The organism is Marinobacterium sp. MBR-111 (assembly GCF_040547585.1).
GTDB lineage: Bacteria > Pseudomonadota > Gammaproteobacteria > Pseudomonadales > Balneatricaceae > Marinobacterium > Marinobacterium iners.
On sequence record NZ_JBEPQA010000005.1, the window covers coordinates 1 to 17,863 of the forward strand.

Here is a 17,863-nt window from a genome sequence, read left to right on the forward strand (position 1 = left end):
TTGAAGTGCGGCATCCATATCGAATGTAGGTTTGGTCATGAGTCATCTCTTTTCGGTTCAGTCTAAAGAAATGACACAGAATTCTGAACACTACCCTTTCCTTGATTGCGGGCCTTGGGTGTTCCGGCGTGGTGAGTGCGGAAACGACCATGGTCGTCGGTACCTGGTTGCCTCCGACGTCTGTGCAGAATTCGGTTGTTTGGCCGACCTGGGCGAAGTGGGTTGAAGAGGCCACAGAAGGGCGGGTAAAGGTAAAGATTGAATACGATGTGGGGCATCCGAAGTCCTATTTCCAGCTGGTTGAAGACGGCGTCATTGATGCCGGTTTCAGCTATCACGGTTATGTGCCAGGACGCTTCAGGCTGCCCATGGTGGCAGAACAGCCGGGTATGGGGGTGGGTGCCGAGGCGGCCTCCGTTGCGCTTTGGCGTGTACAGCAAAAATACTTTCAGTCTGCAGATGAGTTCTCGGTGCTTGAGGTGGTGGGGATGTTCACCCACGGGCCGGGCCAGCTGATGACGACCATTCCCATTGAGCGTATTGACGATATCAAGGGCAAGAAGATCCGTATCGGTGGTGGTGTACAGGCCGATATTGCCGAGCGGCTTCAGGCTGCGCCGGTATCGGCGCCCGCCACAAAGCTGTACGAAATGATGCAGCAGGGCGTGGTGGATGGCACTCTGCTGCCTGTGGGACAGCAGAAAGCACAGCGTCTGGCGGAAGTGACAAAGTATCTGACCACAATCCCCGGCGGGATGTACATGGGTACATTTTCAATCTTCATCAACCCGGACTTCCTGGCTGATCTGGACCCGAAAGACCGTGAAGCGATCATGAGCGTGTCCGGTGAAAAGCTGTCTGCACTGGCTGGCAAGGCCTGGGAAGAAACCGACTATGAAGGTCTGGAATTCGCGCGAGAGCAGGGCGTTACCATTGTCGAGCATGACCAAAATGCCCCGTTTACTCAGGACTTCCTGAAGCTGTCCGAGGGCATGGATCAGGCGTGGATCGACAGTGTTGCGGACCTCGACATAAATGCCGCTGCGGCCCTGGCAGAACTGCGTAAAATCGCTCGTGAGTACCAAGCTCAGAAGCAGCAGTAATCGATATCCGCAAGAGTTTGGCTGCGCTATTTCAGGTGCTGTACCGCATAAGGCGGTGCAGTACCTGCAATGCACAACATGTTTATGGGAGTCAGAACCGTTTCAGCCCCTGGGGCCAAGCAAGAACCACAGAATCAGGCCAAGCACAGGCAGCAGCAGAATCACGACAATCCAGACCACCTTTGCCATGGTGGTGGCAGGGCTCTGGATGGTTTTCACGATGGCCATGACGTTGAGTACCAGAACGATAAGGCCGAACAGGCCGCTCACTTCAACACTCATCATTGTTTCCCTCCTTGTCGGAACAGGTTCAGTATAACAGCTGATATCAACTCTGCATTTACAGCAGCGGGGGCATCAGCGGAGGCTCGTCATGAAGCAGTTGTGCAAGCCGTTCCAGTCCCTCCTGCAGCCGCTCACGGCTGGCAGGGGGCGTTACGCAGATGCGCACAGCCTGAGGTGCGGGCTGAGTGCCGACACAAAAAGGTTCTGCGGCAATCAGCGTAACACCTCTGCTATCGGCAAGTTTGACAAAATCGGCCGCACGCCAGGGTTCCGGCAGCTGGAGCCAACCATGAAAACCACAGGGGTGGGAGCTCAGGTTGTACTGCCCCAATACCTCATGCAGCAGTTTCTGGCGTGTCCGTACTTCATCCCAGTGCCAGTGCAGCAGCGGGTCGGCATGTCCCTTTGCCAGCCACTGACAGGTGACGGCTCCCATCAGCCCCGGTGATGACCAGCATTGTGCACGCAATGCTACCCGTAGCTGGGGCATCAAATTGGAAGGAGCACGCAATGCACCGAATCGCAGACCTCCTGACAGCAACTTGGATGCACTGAAGATGTAAAGTGCTCGCTCAGGTGCCAGTTCAAACAACGGCGTTCCTCTCAAGTCAGGGGTAACAAATTGCACACCGTCTTCCAGTAGCAGCATGTCATGGCGTCGTGCGACCTCGACGATGGCCTCACGTCGCTGCTGGCTCATGCTCAGGCCAGTGGGATTGTTGTACTCGGGCATCAGGTAGAGCAGGCGGATGCGCTGCTGCTGGCACAGCCGCTCCAGGGCCTCGGGCCGTATGCCCTCCCGATCCATGGGTACAGGGATGTGTTTCAGCCCAAGCTGACGTGCCGCCGCGATCATGCCTGGGTAGGTGAGGGCAGCAGAGGCCACCGCTTCACCCGGTTTTATCAATGCCTGTAAAGCCAGAAAGTCAGCATGTTGCCCGCCCTCGGTGAGGATGACCTCTTCAGGCAGCAGCATAAGCCCCTGAGCGTTGAGCCATTGGCAGAGTTGCTCACGCTGCAACGGACTGCCCTGTTCAGGTTGATAGGTAAGGGCGGATTCGATAGCTGTGGGCAGGCTGGCAATCTGTTGCAAAATGGCGGCCAGCTGTTGCTGCCGCAGCGGATTGGGAATCGGGATGCTCAGTGACAGATCAATGCTGTCATGGCCGGCGCGCGAAAGATGGTGAAAGTCAGGCGGTTGTTCGGTCGTTCCCTTCACTCGCGTGCCACTGCCCACGCGTGCTTCAACCAAGCCACGGCGCTCGGCTTCACGATAGGCACGCGTGATGGTACCGATGGTGACCTCAAGTGCATCAGCCAGCAGGCGTTGCGGTGGAAGGCGATCACCCGGCTTGAGTTGGCCGCTGGCGATATCGGCCGCCAGCTGATCGACCAGTACCTGGTAACGTGCGCCGGTCCGGCCTGTCAGGTCGGGCAGCCAGTGGCAGCGGGCGCGGGCGCGCTCATGCAGGTCCATACGGGCTCCATTTGTCAGGGGTACAATTGATTGTATAGGTGACAAAGTAAACATTGCTCGCATAAATGCAAGGGTCTAACGTGCATTGTATGGATTCAATGAGAATAATTGAATCAAAATCATATAATTGTACCCATACAATAGAGGCGTTAGTGATGACACAGGAAGCCGTGGAACTGACCGGGCTGCTGGGGCCTGCCATGCTGTTTGCGTTCAGCATGTCAGTGACACCAGGACCCAACAACATGATGCTGACGGCATCGGGTGCGAACTTTGGGTTTCGCCGCACGGTGCCGCACATAATGGGTATCACACTGGGGTGTATGGGGCTGATGGCAGCAGTGGCCATGGGGCTGGGAGCAATGTTTGAGCGCTGGCCGGCGATGCAGCTGGCGCTGAAGGTAGTAGGCAGCGTTTATCTGCTCTGGCTGGCCTGGCGTATCGCGACGGCTCCCGCACCTGAGGTGGACTGCGCTGCGGAGCGCAGGCCGCTGCGACTGTGGCAGGCAGCAGCCTTTCAGTTCGCCAATCCGAAAGCATGGATTATGTCGATCTCGGGGGTGGCTTCATTCACGCTGGCAGGGGATGCCTTCGTGGCGTCAGCTCTGGTACTGATTGCGGTTATGGCGCTGGTGAATATCCCGGCCATTTCCCTCTGGGCCGGGTTTGGTGTTGCACTTGGGCGGCTGTTGAGCACGCCTCGCCATTGGCAGCGGTTCAACGCAGTGATGGGGCTGTTGACCGCTGCCTGTGTGGTGATGATTCTGGTTTAGCGTTTGAAACCGCTGACCAGCTCATGCATGTCAGCGGATACCGACTGCAGTTCACGGGTGGTGCCCGCGGCCTCTTCGGCCTTGAACAGACTTTCGCTTGAAAGTGCCGAAATGCTGGCAACCTGAGCGTTGACCCCTTCAGAGACTTGGGCCTGCTCTTCAACGGCAGCGGCCATCTGCATCGACATGTTGGCGATGGTGCTCATCATTCCGGAGATCTCGTTCAGCATCTGCTCGGCTTCCTGCACCTGCGCAAGGCCGGCATCGGCTTCGTCCTGCCCTTCATGCGCAGCCTTGATGGCATGATCGGCACGGGAGCCCAGTCCATCAACAATCTGATGAATATCGCGGGTAGACGCCTGCGTTCGCATGGCCAACTGGCGGACCTCATCGGCGACCACGGCAAAGCCACGACCGTGCTCGCCGGCGCGAGCCGCTTCGATGGCGGCATTGAGTGCCAGCAGGTTGGTCTGGTCTGCGATCTCTTCAATGATGCGGGCGGCATCGGCAATCTTGCCGGTCTGTTCAACCAGATCCTGAACCGAGGAAGCGATATGGTTAACCGTCTGGCTCAGGTGGGCGATCGACTGACTCGTGGTGCTGGCCAGCTCACGCCCTTTCACTGCTGTGGTATTGGAACGCTCAGCCTGTGATGCGGTTTCCTGCACATGGCCGGAGACCTCGGCAATGGTGGAGGCCATCTGGTGCATGGCGGCGGCCACCTTTTCGGTCTCTTCCTGCTGGCGGCGCATGGCAGCACAGGATTCCTGAGACATCTCCAGCCCGCTGCGGGCCTTGTCGGCTACGCTGAGGGCTGCGTCATCAATGCGGGTGAGTACGGTGTCCAGGTGCGACTGTTCGCTCTTGATAGCCACTTCAAGATCACCGAGGCTGCCAATGCTGTCGGTGTAGGTTGCTGTCGCGACCGGGTGCTTGAAGGCAGATGGCATCATGTTGAGCAATCGATTCAGGCGACGCTGGCGCTGTATCTGTTGATTGGCCAATAGAGCTGCGGCGACCACAGCAAAAAGCGCTCCACCCAGCAGAGGTGAAACCTGATTGCCCAGTACGCCGGCTAAAACCAGAGCCACAACAAAAATGACCCAGTCCCAGGGAATGCTGAATTTGCTGATCGACTTGCCGCGATTGATCAGGCCGTAGATCTTTTCAGCACGAGCAACATCCGCTCGCTCCGGGCAGACGCGTACCGACTCGAAGCCGATAACCTTTCCATGCTCGGTAATGGGCGTGACGTAGGCGTTCACCCAGTAATGATCGCCGTTCTTGCAGCGGTTCTTGACCAATCCCATCCAGGGCTTGCCTGCTCTGATGGTGTCCCAGAGGACCTTGAAGGCGGCTTCGGGCATATCGGGGTGGCGCACCATATTGTGTGGCTGGCCGATCAACTCTTCACGTGAGTAGCCGCTGATATTCACGAACACATCGTTGCAGTGGGTAATGTTGCCATCGAGGTCGGTCGTGGAAATCAATTTTTCATCGCTGCCGAAACGCCGTTCTTTTTGCGTGACAGGAAGATTGTTTCTCATGGCGGTGCAGCTCCCGGTGCTTTACAGGGTCGACCAATCACTCCGGATGGTATCTGTACCTGCCTGCCCTAGTTGCCAGTTGCAACTTTGGCGAATAGCTGGTCTGCCTCAGATCAATAGGTCGCTTACTTAAAAGTAGTCAACCTGTGACAAAAATCATGGGAATGGTTTGGTGCGGATAAAACAAAGGCGTGGATCATAAACACCTGGGGGTAGGGTTTCAACTGATCAACTGTAATACTGTTGTAATTTGTTGACATTATTCTGAAATTTTCGAATTTTCAGAATAATCAGATGGCCGTCTCTGGCCAACAGCGGGGTAACCAGTGTTGCGGCAGTTCAGGTGATTCTGCCTGTGCTGTCATGATGGCGGCTGTAATCATCGCGCGGGCACTGGAGTCACCTCCGGCCAGGGCATTTTGCTGCAACATCTCAGGCACAGAACGGTAACGGCACAGCAGGTGAGCAACACCGGGCAACCCGTGCTGCAAATCACAGGCGATGCCAAACCGGCGCAGCGCCTGACGTGTGTCGTCGGCCGCTGAATCACGTCCCATTGCCACCAGCTGTTGCAGCGCAGGGGGCAGGCTGTGAAGCTCTCGCTCCAGTGCTTCCTCAGCGGGAATGCCGCCCAGGCAGTCCAGCAGAACACGTGCCAGATACTCGGTTGTCGCCAGTGTTGAGGGTGAGTTGTGTGTTATGGCAGCCAGGGCCTGGGCCTGCTCCAGAAAGGCGTGCTTGTTACTGACAAAGGGCAGTAGGCACACGACCCGGCCAGTGACCGACAGCTCTGTGGATTCAGAGCCGGCGGGCTCAATTCCCTGACTGATATTCTGCAGCGTCATGGCACTGGCCTTGTCGATATAGCCGGTGTAATGCCGCATGAAGCGAGCCCAGCTATTGCGGTAGGCCACAGCGTTGAACTGGTTGTGTTGCTGCAGAAACTGATAAAGGTGCCAGGCCTGATCACCATAATGGGTCAGATCTCCTGCCTGCTTGTTGCCGTGCCAGTGGCTCAAGGGTGCGTGTAGCTGATCCGGATCGACCGGCTCACGGTCCAGCAGGTCGTGGTCGTATATCCAATGCAGTGCCAACGAGTAGGCATCTGCAATGAAAACAGCCATCACCAACGGGCGGGTCAAGGAGGGTGTCAGCATGAGCGTTGTGATCCGAATCCGTTAACAACCGTTGTTAAGCGTAGCAGAAATTTCGGTTTGCCCGAGATAAAAAAAGCCGACCAATGGTCGGCAAGGCTCAGTGCTGATGGCTCCCTCTCGCTCAGTGCAGCTTGAGTCTGGGACGGATCACCCGGTTGATGCGATCAACCAGCGTGATCAGAAACGTTTTGATGTAACCGTGTATTGCCAGCTGGTGCAGCCGGTAGAGCGAGACATAGACCAGCCGCGCAAGGCGTCCTTCAACCATAAGGCTGCCCTTGGACAGGTTGCCCATCAGGCTGCCGACGGTGCTGAATCGGCTGAGCGATACCAGCGAGCCATAGTCCTTGTACTCATAGGCCGGCAGGGCCTCTTCACGCAGAATTTTGCGGAAGTGGCGATACAGAAAGCTGGCCATCTGGTGCGCTGCCTGAGCACGGGGCGGCACATTGCCGTTGCCGTCCGTACGTGCACAGGCAGCGCAGTCACCGAGGGCAAAAATGCGCTTGTCCTCAGTGGTACGAAGATCCGGCTGCACCACCAGCTGATTGAGGCGATTGCACTCCAGCCCGTCCAGCGACTGCATGAAGTCCGGTGCGCGGATACCGGCGGCCCAGACTTTCAGCTCCGCCTCGATCACTTCACCGGTATCGGTGACCAGCCCCTTCTCGTTTACAGAAGCAACCTTGGTGTTTTCGCGGACACTGACTCCCAGTTTTTCCAGTTCATGACGGGCTGCCGAAGAGATTCGGGGCGGCAAGGCCGGGAGTATGCTCGGGCCTGCTTCAACAAGAATCACTTCCAGCCGCTGCCGGTCCAGTTTTGACAGACCATAGGCGCTGAGTTCGCGTGCGGTATTGAACAGTTCGGCCGACAGCTCAACACCGGTGGCACCGGCGCCGACAATCGCGATGCGCAGGCGTGCATCCGGCGTGTTGCTGGTCTTGAGCCATGACTCAAGCAGTGTATGGCGAAACTGCTCGGCCTGTTCACGGCTGTCGAGAAAGGTACAGTGGTCGGCCACGCCCTCGACGCCAAAATCGTTGGTTACGCTGCCTACGGCCATCACCAGGTAGTCGTAATACAGCTCGCGGCCGGGCAGAATCATCTGGCCGTCCTGCCCGCATACGGGGGCAAGGTGAATGCAACGCTGCTCTCGATCCAGTGACTGCATCTGGCCAATCTGAAATTTGAAACCGGCGCTGCGGCCCTGAGCGTTGTAGCTCAACTCATCGAGGCCGGCATCCAGCGACCCAGTTGCCACTTCATGCAGCAGAGGCTTCCAGATATGCGTTGGCTCACGGTCCACGAGCGTGACCTTGAGGCCCTTGCGGCTGTACTTGCGGGCCAGGCGGGTTGCAAGCTCAAGCCCGCCGGCGCCGCCGCCGACAATCACGACATGTTGATAAAGGGGAGATGACTGTTCCATGGCAACAATTATCCTGCAATTGTGGCAGCATTGATCTGCTGCCTTGGCGAGAATTATTGGCCACTATGGTACTTAATGCGAAAGTTGTAGGGACATGACAGTTTGTGCAATTTTGTGGTTTTTTTGTAGCCGTTTGTACACTACCTGTACCCGCTCAGGTGGGTATAATGGCGCGATTACATAATAATTATCAGACACCGGTTTGACCGGTGCGGCAACAGGTCACGCCCATGAGTGAAATTTCCCGCCTTCGCAAGTTTGTTTCACCCGAGATTATTTTTGGCAGTGGTGCTCGCAAGACCGTTGCCAACTACGCGGTTACCTTTGGTGCGCGCAAGGTACTGCTGGTGTCTGACCCCGGCGTTGAACAGGCGGGCTGGGTGGCTGAAATCGAGTCTCTGTTGCTTGAACAGGGTATCGGCTGTGTTCGTTTCACCGAGGTATCCCCCAACCCCCGGGTTGAGCAGGTGATGCGCGGTGCCGAAATCTATGCCGAGCAGGGCTGTAACGTGATTGTCGCCGTTGGCGGCGGCAGCCCGATGGACTGCGCCAAAGGGATCGGCATTGTCAGTGCCCATGGCCGCAGCATTCTTGAGTTTGAGGGGATCGACCGCATTCAGAGCCCGATTCCGCCGCTGATCTTCATCCCCACCACCGCCGGTACTTCAGCGGATGTGTCACAGTTCGCGATCATTTCCAATCAACAGGAACGCTTCAAGTTCTCCATCGTCAGCAAATCCGTGGTGCCGGATGTGGCGCTGATTGACCCTGATACCACCCGCACCATGGATGCCTTCCTGACCGCCTGCACCGGCGTGGATGCACTGGTACATGCCATTGAAGCGTTTGTATCCACCGGCAGCGGTGCGCTGACTGATATGCATGCACTGGATGCCATCCGGCTGATCAACGGTCATCTGGCGCTATTGGTAGAACAGCCTGATGACAGCCACCTGCGTGAACAGGTAATGCTGGGATCAATGAAGGCAGGTCTGGCGTTTTCCAATGCGATACTGGGCGCCGTGCACGCGATGTCACACAGCCTAGGCGGCTATCTGGACCTGCCTCATGGCCTCTGCAACGCCATGTTGCTGGAGCACGTAATCGACTTTAACTACGATGCCGCCACGGACCGCTTCCGTATTGTCGCAGAAACCATGGGGATCGATACGCGTGGTTTGAGCCAGTCTCAGGTCAAGCGTCGCTTGATGCAGCACGTGATCTCACTCAAGCGTGAAGTTGGCCTGTATCAAAAGCTGGCCGAGCAGGGAGTGCATCTGACCGATATTCCCTGGTTAAGCGAGAACGCACTGAAAGACCCCTGTATTCTGACCAACCCGCGCAAGTCCAACCGGCGTGATGTTGAGGCCGTGTATGAAGAAGCCCTCTGACGAGAGTGGTCTTACGTTTGAAGACCTGATTGGTCTTGGTGGCCATTCAGCGCGCAAGAGTTACTACCCCGAACTACTGAATAAGGTCGAAGAGCTGGAAGCGGAGCGCAACCGCTACAAGTGGCTGTTCGAGAATGCCCTGCATGGCATCTTTCAGGCCGAGCTTGATGGCAGTCTGACCCGTTCCAACCGTGCGCTGGCGCGTATCTGTGGCTACTCGGACCCGGTGCAGATGGAACATAAGGTCAATCTGGCAGATGATCTGCTGTTCGACCCGCAAGAGCTTGACTGCATCTGCCAACAGCTGACGCAGACCGGCCAGTTGTTTCTGTATGAAACCCGCCTGCGTCGAACTGATGGCAGCCCAGTAGAGGTTTCGATGAATATCCTGCTGCGACAGGAGTCGGATGGCGCCATTATTGAAGCTTTTGTGGCCGACATTACCGAACGCAAGCGCGTGCAGCAGCGGATGAGAAGCCTCAACGAGGAGTTGGAACAACGCGTCGGTGAACGCACCCGTGAGCTGGTCAGTCTCAATGACCGGCTCTGGCATGAGGTCAGTATTCGCCAGCAGGCCGAGCACGAAATGCAGCTGGCCAAAGAGGCTGCAGAGGCGGCCAACCTCAGCAAGGATAAGTACCTGGCCGCTGCCAGCCACGACCTGCTGCAGCCGCTGAATGCCGCCCGTTTACTGGTAGCGGCCTTGCAGGAGCGCAGCCTGCCGACGAGCGAATCGGAGCTGGTCGACCGGGTGCATCTGGCGCTTGATGGTGCCGAACATCTGCTGACCGATCTGCTGGACATCTCGCGACTGGATCAGAATGCGGTACAGCCGGAGTTGCAGAGCTTTCCCGTCGAGCGACTGTTGCAGGGGTTGCAGGCCGAGTTTGAGCCCGTTGCGCAGCAGGCAGGGCTAAGCTTCCGCGCACGCCCTTCACGTTACTGGATCAGCAGCGATTTGAGACTGCTGACCCGTATTCTGCGCAACCTGCTCAGCAATGCCTTTCGTTATACCGATGAAGGTGGCGTGCTGCTGGGGTTCAGGCGACGGGGGGATCGACTGCTGATTCAGGTATGGGATACCGGTGGCGGGATTCCGCAGGACCAGCAACAGGCGATCTTCGATGAATTCTGCCGTTTGAGTCAGCATCGCAGTCGCAAGGCCGGCGTCGGCCTGGGGCTGGCGATTGTGGATCGTATCGCGCGGATGCTGGCGCACCCTGTCAATCTCAACTCAATACTGGGGGCAGGCTCGTGTTTCGAGCTGTCGGTGCCGCTGGTCTGTGGCAGCAGCGGAATGCTGGGCGTGACTGCCAGTGGGCCTGCAGCGATCCCCTCGGATGTGCTCAATGGTCGCCAGATTCTGGTACTGGATAATGACCATTCCATTCTCGCCAGCATGGAGGCGCTGTTGGGTGGATGGGGCTGTGATGTTGTACTGGCGCCCGACCTTGAAGCCGCAATGGAACGGTTGCAGACCTGCCATGTGGAGCTGATTCTGGCGGATTATCATCTTGAAGAAGGGACTACCGGGCTCGAGCTGCTGTCACTGATGCAGGCGCAGGGGATGCCCTGTGTGCCGGTTGTCATGTTGACGGCCGACCGCAGTGACCCGACCCGCAAGGCGTTTCGTGATGCCGGTGTGCGGGTGCTGAACAAACCGATCAAACCGGGCAAACTGCGGGCACTGATGAGTCACCTGCTAGACACCGACAGTTAAGGATCAGCCCTTACCCTTGGTGTTCGAGGCCATGCGTTCAGGATTGAAGCCCAGCAGTGCCAGAAGCGTGAATACGGCAGTCGTTGCCAGTGTTATCAGCAGGGCTGTCTGATTCAGTTCCAGATAGAGTGCAAACCGAACCAGCTCGACGGCGTGGGTAAAGGGATTGAAGCTGCAGACCCAGTACAGCCACTCACTGGACTCCCTCATCTTCCACAGCGGATACAGTGCCGATGACATGAAGAACATTGGGAAAATCACGAAATTCATCACCCCGGCAAAGTTTTCCAGCTGACGAATTCGCGAGGACAGAAACAGGCCGATGGCCCCCAGCAGAAAGGCGGTCAGCAGCAGCGCCGGCAGTACGGCGACCAGCCCCCAAAGCGGTGGCTCCACCCCCACCAGCCAGCCAAGTGCGATGAAGGCATAAACCTGTGCCAGCGACAGCAGGGCAATGGACACCAGTTTACAAAACAGGAGCCAGGCGCGTGGCAATGGGCTCATCAGCAGCACCTTCATGCTGCCCATCTCACGGTCATAGACCATCGACAGTGACCCCTGCATGCCGTTGAACAGCAGAATCATGCAACACAGCCCTGGCAGGATGTAAGTTTCGTAGGTGATATAGGTCTGGTAGGGGGGGATGATCGATACCCCGAGCGCTGCCCTGAAACCGGCAGCAAAGACCACCAGCCACAGCAGAGGGCGGATCAAGGCACTGAGAAAACGGGTACGTTGATGAACAAAGCGCAAAAATTCCCGCTTCAGCACGCCCTTAAAACAGATCAGGTAGGCTTTCAATGGCATGCCGTTGGCTCCTCAAGCCCGGTAATCCGCTCGAACGCCTTTGCCAGTGAGGGGCAATGATGTTCGGAGCAGATCGCAGAGGCAATGTTGTCGGCGAGTATCTGTCCCTTATGCAGAATCAGTACCGGATCGTCCTGCTCGATCTCTTCAATCAGATGAGTGGCCCAGAGTACGGTCAGGTTCTTGCCTGCGCACAGCTCGCGCACGTGGCGGTTGATCGCCTGCCGAGAAGCGGTGTCGAGACCGACTGACGCTTCATCCAGCAGCAGTACCGAGGGCTCATGCAACAGGGCACGGGCGATTTCAACCCGGCGCCGATGACCGCCATTGAGGCTGCGAATACTGTCATGCAGGCGATCACTCAGCTGCAGTCGCTCCAGCAGTGGGGCTGCAGCGGTACGCACCTGGCGTGTCGACAGTCCGTGCAGGGCACCATGGTACTCCAGGTTCTGCAATACACTCAGGTCCTGATCCAGCGTACTGTGCTGAAACACAACCCCGATTCGCTGCATGAGAGCCCGAGGCTGTTGCCTCAGCGCCAGCCCATCGATGCGAATTTCACCCTGCTGCAGGGCAAACAATCGAGTCAGCAGGGCATAGAGCGTACTCTTGCCTGCGCCGTTGGGGCCAAGCAGGGCGTTGAAGCGCCCCGGTTCAAGCCTAAAGCTGATATTGTCCAGTGCCAGGCGGTGGCCGTAGCGAAAGCTGATATCCTGTGCCTCGATACTCATCGGCTCATCACTCCAGTGTGACCACACCCCAGGGGTAGCGTCCCACTTTGATTGACTTGATCACTTTCATCTTATCGATATCAATCACCGAGACATCACCACTGACACCATTGGTGGTCAGCAGGTATTTCTGATCAGGTGTGAACTCCATGTGCCAGACCCGGCGCCCGACCAGCACATAGTCCAGCACCTCGTAGCTGGACGTATCCACGACCGCAACATGGTTGGCAGGGCCCAGAGCGACAAAGGCAAAACGGCCATCCGCTGACAGCTTGACGCCGACAGGCTGAATCTTGTCGGGATGGATACCCCGAATCTGGAAGTTCAGCTTCTTGATGATTTCACGGCTTGCCACATCAATGATCGAAACGGTTCCACCGATCTCGGCGGACGCCCACAGCATGCTGCCATCGCGGGTAAATTCAACATGGCGAGGGCGCTGATCCACCAGCGTATTGTCGACCAGTTCATGGGTTTCGGTATCAATCCAGTGCAACATGCTGGTGGTTTCACTGGTATTGACCGCCCAACGCCCATCAGGACTGACGGCCATGCCTTCGGGCTCGACCCCAACCTCAATCTGTGCCAGCACCTCATGCGACTCGGTGTTAACCACGGTTACCAGCGCATCGTCTTCATTGGCGATATACAGGCGACGATCATCCGGGTGCAAGGAGAACTGCTCCGGGTCTTCGCCCGATGGCAAGTTGGCGATAATTTTGCGACTGGCCAGATCCATCACCTGCACGGTATCGGAGTCGCTGGCGCAGATGTAAAGACGGGACTTGTCCTTTGACAGAATAATACCTCGTGGACGTTGCCCCACCGATACCGTGTCGGTCACTTCCAGGGTTTTTAGGTCAATGAATGACAATGTGTCATCCTTTTCATTGGAAACAATCGCTGTTGCCGCGTGTGCCAACGGGGTGGCCAGCATGGCTGAAACCAGTGCTGCCTTGATGAACGGAATACGCATGGCCGTTAAACTCCTTCGTTATTATTGAACCTGACACTTACTTTCGCTGGCGTCATAGCCAAGGGTGTCCAGGTCTGTGACCGGGTGCAGAAACCCTTCCTGCGGTGATTGTGAAACCAGCGCGCGTGGGTGGACCAGCGGAATGGGCTGCCGCAGCTGGCCGCTCCAGGGGCGGTAGGACAACTTGCGCCCCTTGAATGCACCGAGCTGAAATTCGGGTGACAGAATAAAAGCCTTTAGTGTGGCGGGATCGGTACTGCTGGTCTGGGTAACCGCTTCGGCAAAGGTGCGTACGCCGGCCCAGCTGGCATAGTCATGGCTGTTCATCCAGCGACCGGCCTGTTTTTCAAAGCGGCTGTGCAACTGGGCGGCACCCCAGGCCTCAACCACCTTGTGCCAGGCGACCGGGCTCATGCCCTGAGTGCCTGCGACCGGCCTTGGGTACCAGGTGTTGTAGGGGACATATTCACCGAAATCCCCGCGTTCATCGGCCACCAGAACAACGTCATATTCACGGGTCTGAGTGAAAGGAGGAAGTTCCTTCTGGGCGGTCCGGCGCAGATCAGTGTCGTAGTCCCAGCTCTTGCGTTCAATGACTTTTGCACCGAAGCGATCGGCGCTGCGCTGCAATGAGTCGGCATAGGCCTTGTCTTCAGGCTGGTTGCCTTCCAGTAACAGCCATCGACTCCAGCGCCTTGATGCCAGCCACTGTCCCAGTGCGTCGGTCAGCATGGCGCGTGATGGAAGGGTGTGCAGCATGCCGGGTATGCAGGCGTTGCTGCGCAGCTCATTGTCTGAGCTGCCGGCATTGATCAGGACGGCATCATCGGGCAACTGTGTTGCAATCTGGCGCAACTGATCCGCATTAAGGTTGAGTACAAACAGCCTCAGGCCCTGATCGTACAGCGTCTGGGCATGGGTTATCAGGCTGGCTAAGTCCGGACTGCTGAGAGTATGCAGACTGTACTTATGTTTCAGGAAGCGGCCAGTTGAATTGCTGTCGCTGATGCCCAGTTCGGCTCCACGCAGGCCGGCATCAGCAGGCTCTGGCAGAATATTCGACAGCACCGGGCCATGGTCGGCCTCAAAGCCCAGGTAGGCGATCTGAATCTCCAATGCGCTCGCACCGGCTGTCTGGCTGAAGGGCAGCAGGGCCATGTGGGCGGTTAACGTCAGACGGTTCAGTGATTTCATGATGTGCGCTCAGGTCTTTATCATTGTTATGGACCCAGCTTAGGGGGCAGGCGAGACAGGTGAAATATTCAGAAAGTACGAAACATTCAGTACCGAAGTAGTATGTTGTGCCTGAGCGTGGGGCCTAACATGGTGTGAACCATTACGCCAAACACAGGAAACACCCATGTCCAGACTGAAAACCTGCCTCGTTGGCTCGCTGCTGTCGTTGTCCGCTATGACAACCCATGCCGCCGGTGATCTCACAACTCGCCCTGAAGCCTTGCCTGATCTGGTACTGGGGAGTGAGGTGACCGACTATGCCATGTCCCAGACACGCTATGAGCTGGAAACGGGCCAGGCCTATCGCCTGAAAGTGGTGTCCAGCGGACTCAAGGAATACGCCATGCAGGCACCTGAATTTTTCACTTCGATCTTTTTGCGTAAGGTGGAAGCGGGTGATATCGAGATTAAGGCCACAACACTGACTGAGCTTGAGTTCGAACAGGCAGGCGAAGCCGAGATCTACTTCGTACCGATCAAGCCTGGTGATTACCGCTTCTTCATGAAAGGGCTTGAAGGCAAGGGCATGGAAGGAGTCTTCAGCGTTCGCTGAAGTTGAATGCCATGCGAGCCGTCGTCAGACTGAACCTGCTGGTGGCAGCGGCCTTTTTACTGGCCCTGCTGCTGAGTCTCTATGCCCTGATGCATCAGGCACGCTCTGATATTCGCCGCGAGCTTTCGTCCGGCATGCGGATGGCAGAGCAACTGTTGATGCAGGCAGTTCGCTATCCGGAGCAGCTGGATTCTTTGCTGCAGGTGGAACTGAGGCACCTGAATTTGCAGGTACTGCCTGCCGGTGTGTCACCGACCCCCGAAAGCTGGGGGGGAGGTGACACACCGGACTGGTTTGCAGCACTGGTCTGGCCTGCGCATCAACCACTGTTTGAGCGACGCATTCCACTCAATGAGCAGGAAGTGCTGGTTCTGATCGCAGACCCTGCCGATGAGTTGGAAGAGGTCTGGGAATCGGCGTTGCAGATTTTCTGGTTGTTTTCCGGTGCGGCGCTGCTGTCGTCTGCCGCGATCAGCTGGGGCGTGAGCCGTGGCATGCGCCCGGTTGCTCAGATACTGCAGGCTCTGGATCGTATTCAGCATGGGCAATTCAATGCCCGCCTTGGCAACTACTCTGTGCCGGAGGTGCGACGTCTTGCCGATCATTTCAACCGTATGGCCGAGGTGCTGGAGCGTGAGCAATCGGATAACCGACGTCTGACCCGTGAGTTGATGGCGCTGCAGGAAAAGGAACGCAGCTACCTCGCTCGTGAGCTGCATGACGATCTGGGCCAATACCTGACTGGCATCCATGCCCAGGCCTACCTGCTGAGTAAAGCGTCGGACCGGGCTGATATCGTAGCGAAAACGGCACCCTTGATCGTGCGCGATTGCGAGCAGATTCAGCAGGGTTTTCGGCGCCTGATTCGCAGCCTGCATCCGGTGATACTGGAGCCGTTGGGGCTGGAGGAGTCTCTGCGCAGCCTGGCGGAGCAGTGGCAGCGCAGCAGTGGAATTGAGTGCCAGTTGCTGCTCAGAACCCTGCCGGAGTTGCCGGATGAGGAGTCAGCGACTCATCTTTACCGGTTACTGCAGGAAGCGTTGAATAACGTGGCAAGGCATGCTCAGGCAACACGAGTCTGTATCAGTTTGATCCGTTGTGGTGATCATCTGAGCTTACGTGTGCAGGACAATGGCCAGGGGCTGCCTGCCGAGCTGCGCCCTGGTGTGGGTCTGCGTTCAATGCAAGAGCGAGCTCGTTACATGAATGCCAGTCTGGAATTAACCTCGGCGGTGGGGCAGGGCCTGCTGCTCAAACTTGATCTTCCGTTGCCTGGGGGCGCACAGTGATGAAAATTCTGCTGACTGATGATCATGCGGTTGTACGTCAGGGCTATGCCAGTTTGCTGGAAGCCATGCTGGAACGGTGCGAGATCATCGAGGCTGGCTGTGGCCACGATGGTTTTGCGCTTTGGCTGCAACAGCGGCCCGACCTGGTGATATTGGATATCAACCTGCCCGATATCAGTGGGATCGAAACGGCCAAACGTATTCTGGAGCGGGATGCATCGGCAAAAGTACTGTTCTTCAGCATGTATGATGAGCTACCGATGGTTAAGCAGGCCCTGGATGCTGGCGCGCTGGGGTATATCACCAAGAGCAGTTCGCCCGAAATTCTGCTGGACGCTGTTAAGCGTGTGGTGCAAGGGCAGCCCTATGTGGAGCATGAGCTGGCAACGCGACTGGCGATGCAGGGCAAGGGCGGCGGCGATCCTCGGCTGGCCAACATGACACAGCGTGAGTTTGAGATCTTTGTCATGCTAGCGCGAGGCCTTACACCGAAACACATTGCGGACCAGCTCTGTATCAGTGCCAAAACGGTGTCCAATCACAGTGCGCTTTTGAAGAGCAAACTGGAGGTCGGATCGACTGCGGAGCTGGTGCATCTGGCTATCCGCTGTGGCTTGATCAAGCCGGGATGCTCTGAGCTGCCTTGAGCTTTACACTTGCCCTGGCAGGCTGCTCTCTGAAGTGATAATGGCCGCTGCACCTGATGAAGGTTGCAGCGGCCTTTCAGTTATGTGGCTGGTTACTCAATGGGGTGTTTAGGCGTCATCCAGTCGTGGGGGCAGCCGGTGCAGCCTTCCATCCAGGTGTTCTGAAAGGTTGCAAAGCGGAGTTTTGCTCCACGCAGGTCAGCGTTTTCAAGGTTGGCGTTATTGAGCTTGGCTTCCTGCAGGTCAGCATCACGCAGATTGCTGCCTGTAAAACGGGTTTTGGTCATCCATGCCATTTCAAGATTGGCGGCATAGAGGGTAGCCTGTTCGAATCGGGCATTGCTAAGACGGGCAAATGACAGATCCGCCCCATCCAGCCGTGCCTGTTTGAATTGAGCCCCCTGTGCAAACAGGGCCCAGCCACTAATGGCCACCATATTGGCTTCATTCAGTTTGGCAGCGCGCAGGTTGGCCTTCTCCAGATTGGCCCGTGTGAGCAGCGCGTGGCTAAGATCGGCGCCTTCAAGATTCGCACCACGTAGATCTGCATGGCGCAAGTCGGCATAACGCAGATTGGCTTTGCTCAGGTTGATACCATCAAGCTGCATGCCGGCAAGGTTGTGTCCCTGCAGGTTGGCGCCCGGGCATTCGGCTTTTTGCGCGGGTTCACACGCGAGGGCTGTCAGTGGCAATGACAGGGCCAACGTGGGAATAATCAATTTAAGCATGGAAGATCTCCTGC

At 57.1% G+C, this 17,863-nt stretch carries 17 protein-coding genes; 7 read left to right on the forward strand and 10 right to left on the reverse strand.

All coding sequences use genetic code 11. The features are described from left to right. Positions 1-131: 131 nt before the first annotated feature. The gene (locus ABIE61_RS04710) at positions 132-1,103 is read left to right on the forward strand and encodes a TRAP transporter substrate-binding protein (RefSeq protein ID WP_354407215.1); all 972 of its coding nucleotides are present in this window, start codon (positions 132-134) and stop codon (positions 1,101-1,103) included. 102 nt (positions 1,104-1,205) lie between these two features. Here ABIE61_RS04710 and ABIE61_RS04715 read toward each other — a convergent pair whose 3' ends face one another. Continuing rightward, on the reverse strand, positions 1,206-1,385 hold the full coding sequence (locus ABIE61_RS04715) for a PLDc N-terminal domain-containing protein (RefSeq protein WP_091824526.1): 180 nt from the start codon (positions 1,383-1,385) through the stop codon (positions 1,206-1,208). Between the two features lie 58 nt (positions 1,386-1,443). After that, entirely contained in the window at positions 1,444-2,865 is a 1,422-nt protein-coding gene (locus ABIE61_RS04720; RefSeq protein WP_354407218.1) for an aminotransferase-like domain-containing protein, read from the reverse strand. 155 nt (positions 2,866-3,020) lie between these two features. Here ABIE61_RS04720 and ABIE61_RS04725 point away from each other — a divergent pair, with 155 nt between their 5' ends. Further along, positions 3,021-3,638: a LysE family translocator gene (locus ABIE61_RS04725; RefSeq protein ID WP_354407220.1), complete on the forward strand. Its 618-nt coding sequence runs from the start codon at positions 3,021-3,023 to the stop codon at positions 3,636-3,638. Here the strand turns inward: ABIE61_RS04725 and ABIE61_RS04730 are convergent. The 3 genes from ABIE61_RS04730 to ABIE61_RS04740 form a co-directional block, all read right to left on the reverse strand. Beyond that, complete coding sequence (locus ABIE61_RS04730) at positions 3,635-5,185, reverse strand: methyl-accepting chemotaxis protein (protein ID WP_354407223.1); 1,551 nt, start codon at positions 5,183-5,185, stop codon at positions 3,635-3,637. The genes ABIE61_RS04725 and ABIE61_RS04730 overlap by 4 nt on opposite strands. A gap of 290 nt (positions 5,186-5,475) precedes the next feature. Then, a complete protein-coding gene (locus tag ABIE61_RS04735) occupies positions 5,476-6,342 on the reverse strand; it encodes an ADP-ribosylglycohydrolase family protein (protein ID WP_354407226.1) in 867 nt (288 codons plus the stop codon). Between the two features lie 121 nt (positions 6,343-6,463). Beyond that, the gene (locus ABIE61_RS04740) at positions 6,464-7,771 is read right to left on the reverse strand and encodes an NAD(P)/FAD-dependent oxidoreductase (protein ID WP_354407229.1); all 1,308 of its coding nucleotides are present in this window, start codon (positions 7,769-7,771) and stop codon (positions 6,464-6,466) included. 230 nt (positions 7,772-8,001) lie between these two features. Here ABIE61_RS04740 and ercA point away from each other — a divergent pair, with 230 nt between their 5' ends. Together ercA and ABIE61_RS04750 are read left to right on the forward strand one after the other, a co-directional pair. Then, positions 8,002-9,162: an alcohol dehydrogenase-like regulatory protein ErcA gene (gene ercA, locus ABIE61_RS04745; protein WP_206834285.1), complete on the forward strand. Its 1,161-nt coding sequence runs from the start codon at positions 8,002-8,004 to the stop codon at positions 9,160-9,162. Next, positions 9,146-10,882, forward strand: a complete 1,737-nt coding sequence (locus tag ABIE61_RS04750; protein ID WP_354407232.1) for a PAS domain-containing hybrid sensor histidine kinase/response regulator — start codon at positions 9,146-9,148, stop codon at positions 10,880-10,882. Before ercA ends, ABIE61_RS04750 begins: the two co-directional genes overlap by 17 nt. A gap of 3 nt (positions 10,883-10,885) precedes the next feature. On the opposite strand, the gene ABIE61_RS04755 is transcribed toward ABIE61_RS04750, so the two are convergent. Genes ABIE61_RS04755 through ABIE61_RS04770 form a run of 4 tightly spaced genes read right to left on the reverse strand, consistent with a single transcriptional unit; the run spans position 10,886 to position 14,590 of the window. Continuing rightward, positions 10,886-11,689, reverse strand: a complete 804-nt coding sequence (locus ABIE61_RS04755; protein WP_242529948.1) for a lanthanide ABC transporter permease protein PedC — start codon at positions 11,687-11,689, stop codon at positions 10,886-10,888. Further along, complete coding sequence (locus tag ABIE61_RS04760) at positions 11,680-12,420, reverse strand: lanthanide ABC transporter ATP-binding protein PedB/LutE (RefSeq protein ID WP_206834281.1); 741 nt, start codon at positions 12,418-12,420, stop codon at positions 11,680-11,682. Before ABIE61_RS04760 ends, ABIE61_RS04755 begins: the two co-directional genes overlap by 10 nt. Positions 12,421-12,427: 7 nt before the next feature. After that, entirely contained in the window at positions 12,428-13,396 is a 969-nt protein-coding gene (locus ABIE61_RS04765; RefSeq protein ID WP_206834279.1) for a YVTN family beta-propeller repeat protein, read from the reverse strand. A gap of 21 nt (positions 13,397-13,417) precedes the next feature. Further along, complete coding sequence (locus ABIE61_RS04770; protein WP_354407236.1) at positions 13,418-14,590, reverse strand: lanthanide ABC transporter ABC transporter substrate-binding protein PedA1; 1,173 nt, start codon at positions 14,588-14,590, stop codon at positions 13,418-13,420. 166 nt (positions 14,591-14,756) lie between these two features. On the opposite strand from ABIE61_RS04770, the gene ABIE61_RS04775 reads away from it, so the two are divergent. From ABIE61_RS04775 to ABIE61_RS04785, 3 genes are read left to right on the forward strand one after another with little or no spacing between them, the layout of a single operon-like run. Next, on the forward strand, positions 14,757-15,185 hold the full coding sequence (locus ABIE61_RS04775) for a cupredoxin domain-containing protein (RefSeq protein WP_091823884.1): 429 nt from the start codon (positions 14,757-14,759) through the stop codon (positions 15,183-15,185). Between the two features lie 11 nt (positions 15,186-15,196). After that, on the forward strand, positions 15,197-16,474 hold the full coding sequence (locus tag ABIE61_RS04780; protein WP_354407238.1) for an ATP-binding protein: 1,278 nt from the start codon (positions 15,197-15,199) through the stop codon (positions 16,472-16,474). Beyond that, entirely contained in the window at positions 16,474-17,121 is a 648-nt protein-coding gene (locus tag ABIE61_RS04785; RefSeq protein WP_091823890.1) for a response regulator, read from the forward strand. Before ABIE61_RS04780 ends, ABIE61_RS04785 begins: the two co-directional genes overlap by 1 nt. 92 nt (positions 17,122-17,213) lie before the next feature. Here the strand turns inward: ABIE61_RS04785 and ABIE61_RS04790 are convergent, their stop codons facing one another. Beyond that, entirely contained in the window at positions 17,214-17,849 is a 636-nt protein-coding gene (locus ABIE61_RS04790) for a pentapeptide repeat-containing protein (protein WP_354407241.1), read from the reverse strand. Positions 17,850-17,863: the final 14 nt, after the last annotated feature.

Coding starts and splice junctions, on each gene's coding strand:
- ABIE61_RS04790 (WP_354407241.1), bottom strand. CDS start 17,849: ATGCTTAAATTGATTATTCCCACGTTGGCCCTGTCATTGCCACTGACA.
- ABIE61_RS04720 (WP_354407218.1), bottom strand. CDS start 2,865: ATGGACCTGCATGAGCGCGCCCGCGCCCGCTGCCACTGGCTGCCCGAC.
- ABIE61_RS04765 (WP_206834279.1), bottom strand. CDS start 13,396: ATGCGTATTCCGTTCATCAAGGCAGCACTGGTTTCAGCCATGCTGGCC.
- ABIE61_RS04775 (WP_091823884.1), top strand. CDS start 14,757: ATGTCCAGACTGAAAACCTGCCTCGTTGGCTCGCTGCTGTCGTTGTCC.
- ABIE61_RS04780 (WP_354407238.1), top strand. CDS start 15,197: ATGCGAGCCGTCGTCAGACTGAACCTGCTGGTGGCAGCGGCCTTTTTA.
- ABIE61_RS04785 (WP_091823890.1), top strand. CDS start 16,474: ATGAAAATTCTGCTGACTGATGATCATGCGGTTGTACGTCAGGGCTAT.
- ABIE61_RS04755 (WP_242529948.1), bottom strand. CDS start 11,689: ATGCCATTGAAAGCCTACCTGATCTGTTTTAAGGGCGTGCTGAAGCGG.
- ABIE61_RS04740 (WP_354407229.1), bottom strand. CDS start 7,771: ATGGAACAGTCATCTCCCCTTTATCAACATGTCGTGATTGTCGGCGGC.
- ABIE61_RS04770 (WP_354407236.1), bottom strand. CDS start 14,590: ATGAAATCACTGAACCGTCTGACGTTAACCGCCCACATGGCCCTGCTG.
- ABIE61_RS04725 (WP_354407220.1), top strand. CDS start 3,021: ATGACACAGGAAGCCGTGGAACTGACCGGGCTGCTGGGGCCTGCCATG.
- ABIE61_RS04730 (WP_354407223.1), bottom strand. CDS start 5,185: ATGAGAAACAATCTTCCTGTCACGCAAAAAGAACGGCGTTTCGGCAGC.
- ABIE61_RS04735 (WP_354407226.1), bottom strand. CDS start 6,342: ATGCTGACACCCTCCTTGACCCGCCCGTTGGTGATGGCTGTTTTCATT.
- ABIE61_RS04750 (WP_354407232.1), top strand. CDS start 9,146: ATGAAGAAGCCCTCTGACGAGAGTGGTCTTACGTTTGAAGACCTGATT.
- ercA (WP_206834285.1), top strand. CDS start 8,002: ATGAGTGAAATTTCCCGCCTTCGCAAGTTTGTTTCACCCGAGATTATT.
- ABIE61_RS04760 (WP_206834281.1), bottom strand. CDS start 12,420: ATGAGTATCGAGGCACAGGATATCAGCTTTCGCTACGGCCACCGCCTG.
- ABIE61_RS04715 (WP_091824526.1), bottom strand. CDS start 1,385: ATGAGTGTTGAAGTGAGCGGCCTGTTCGGCCTTATCGTTCTGGTACTC.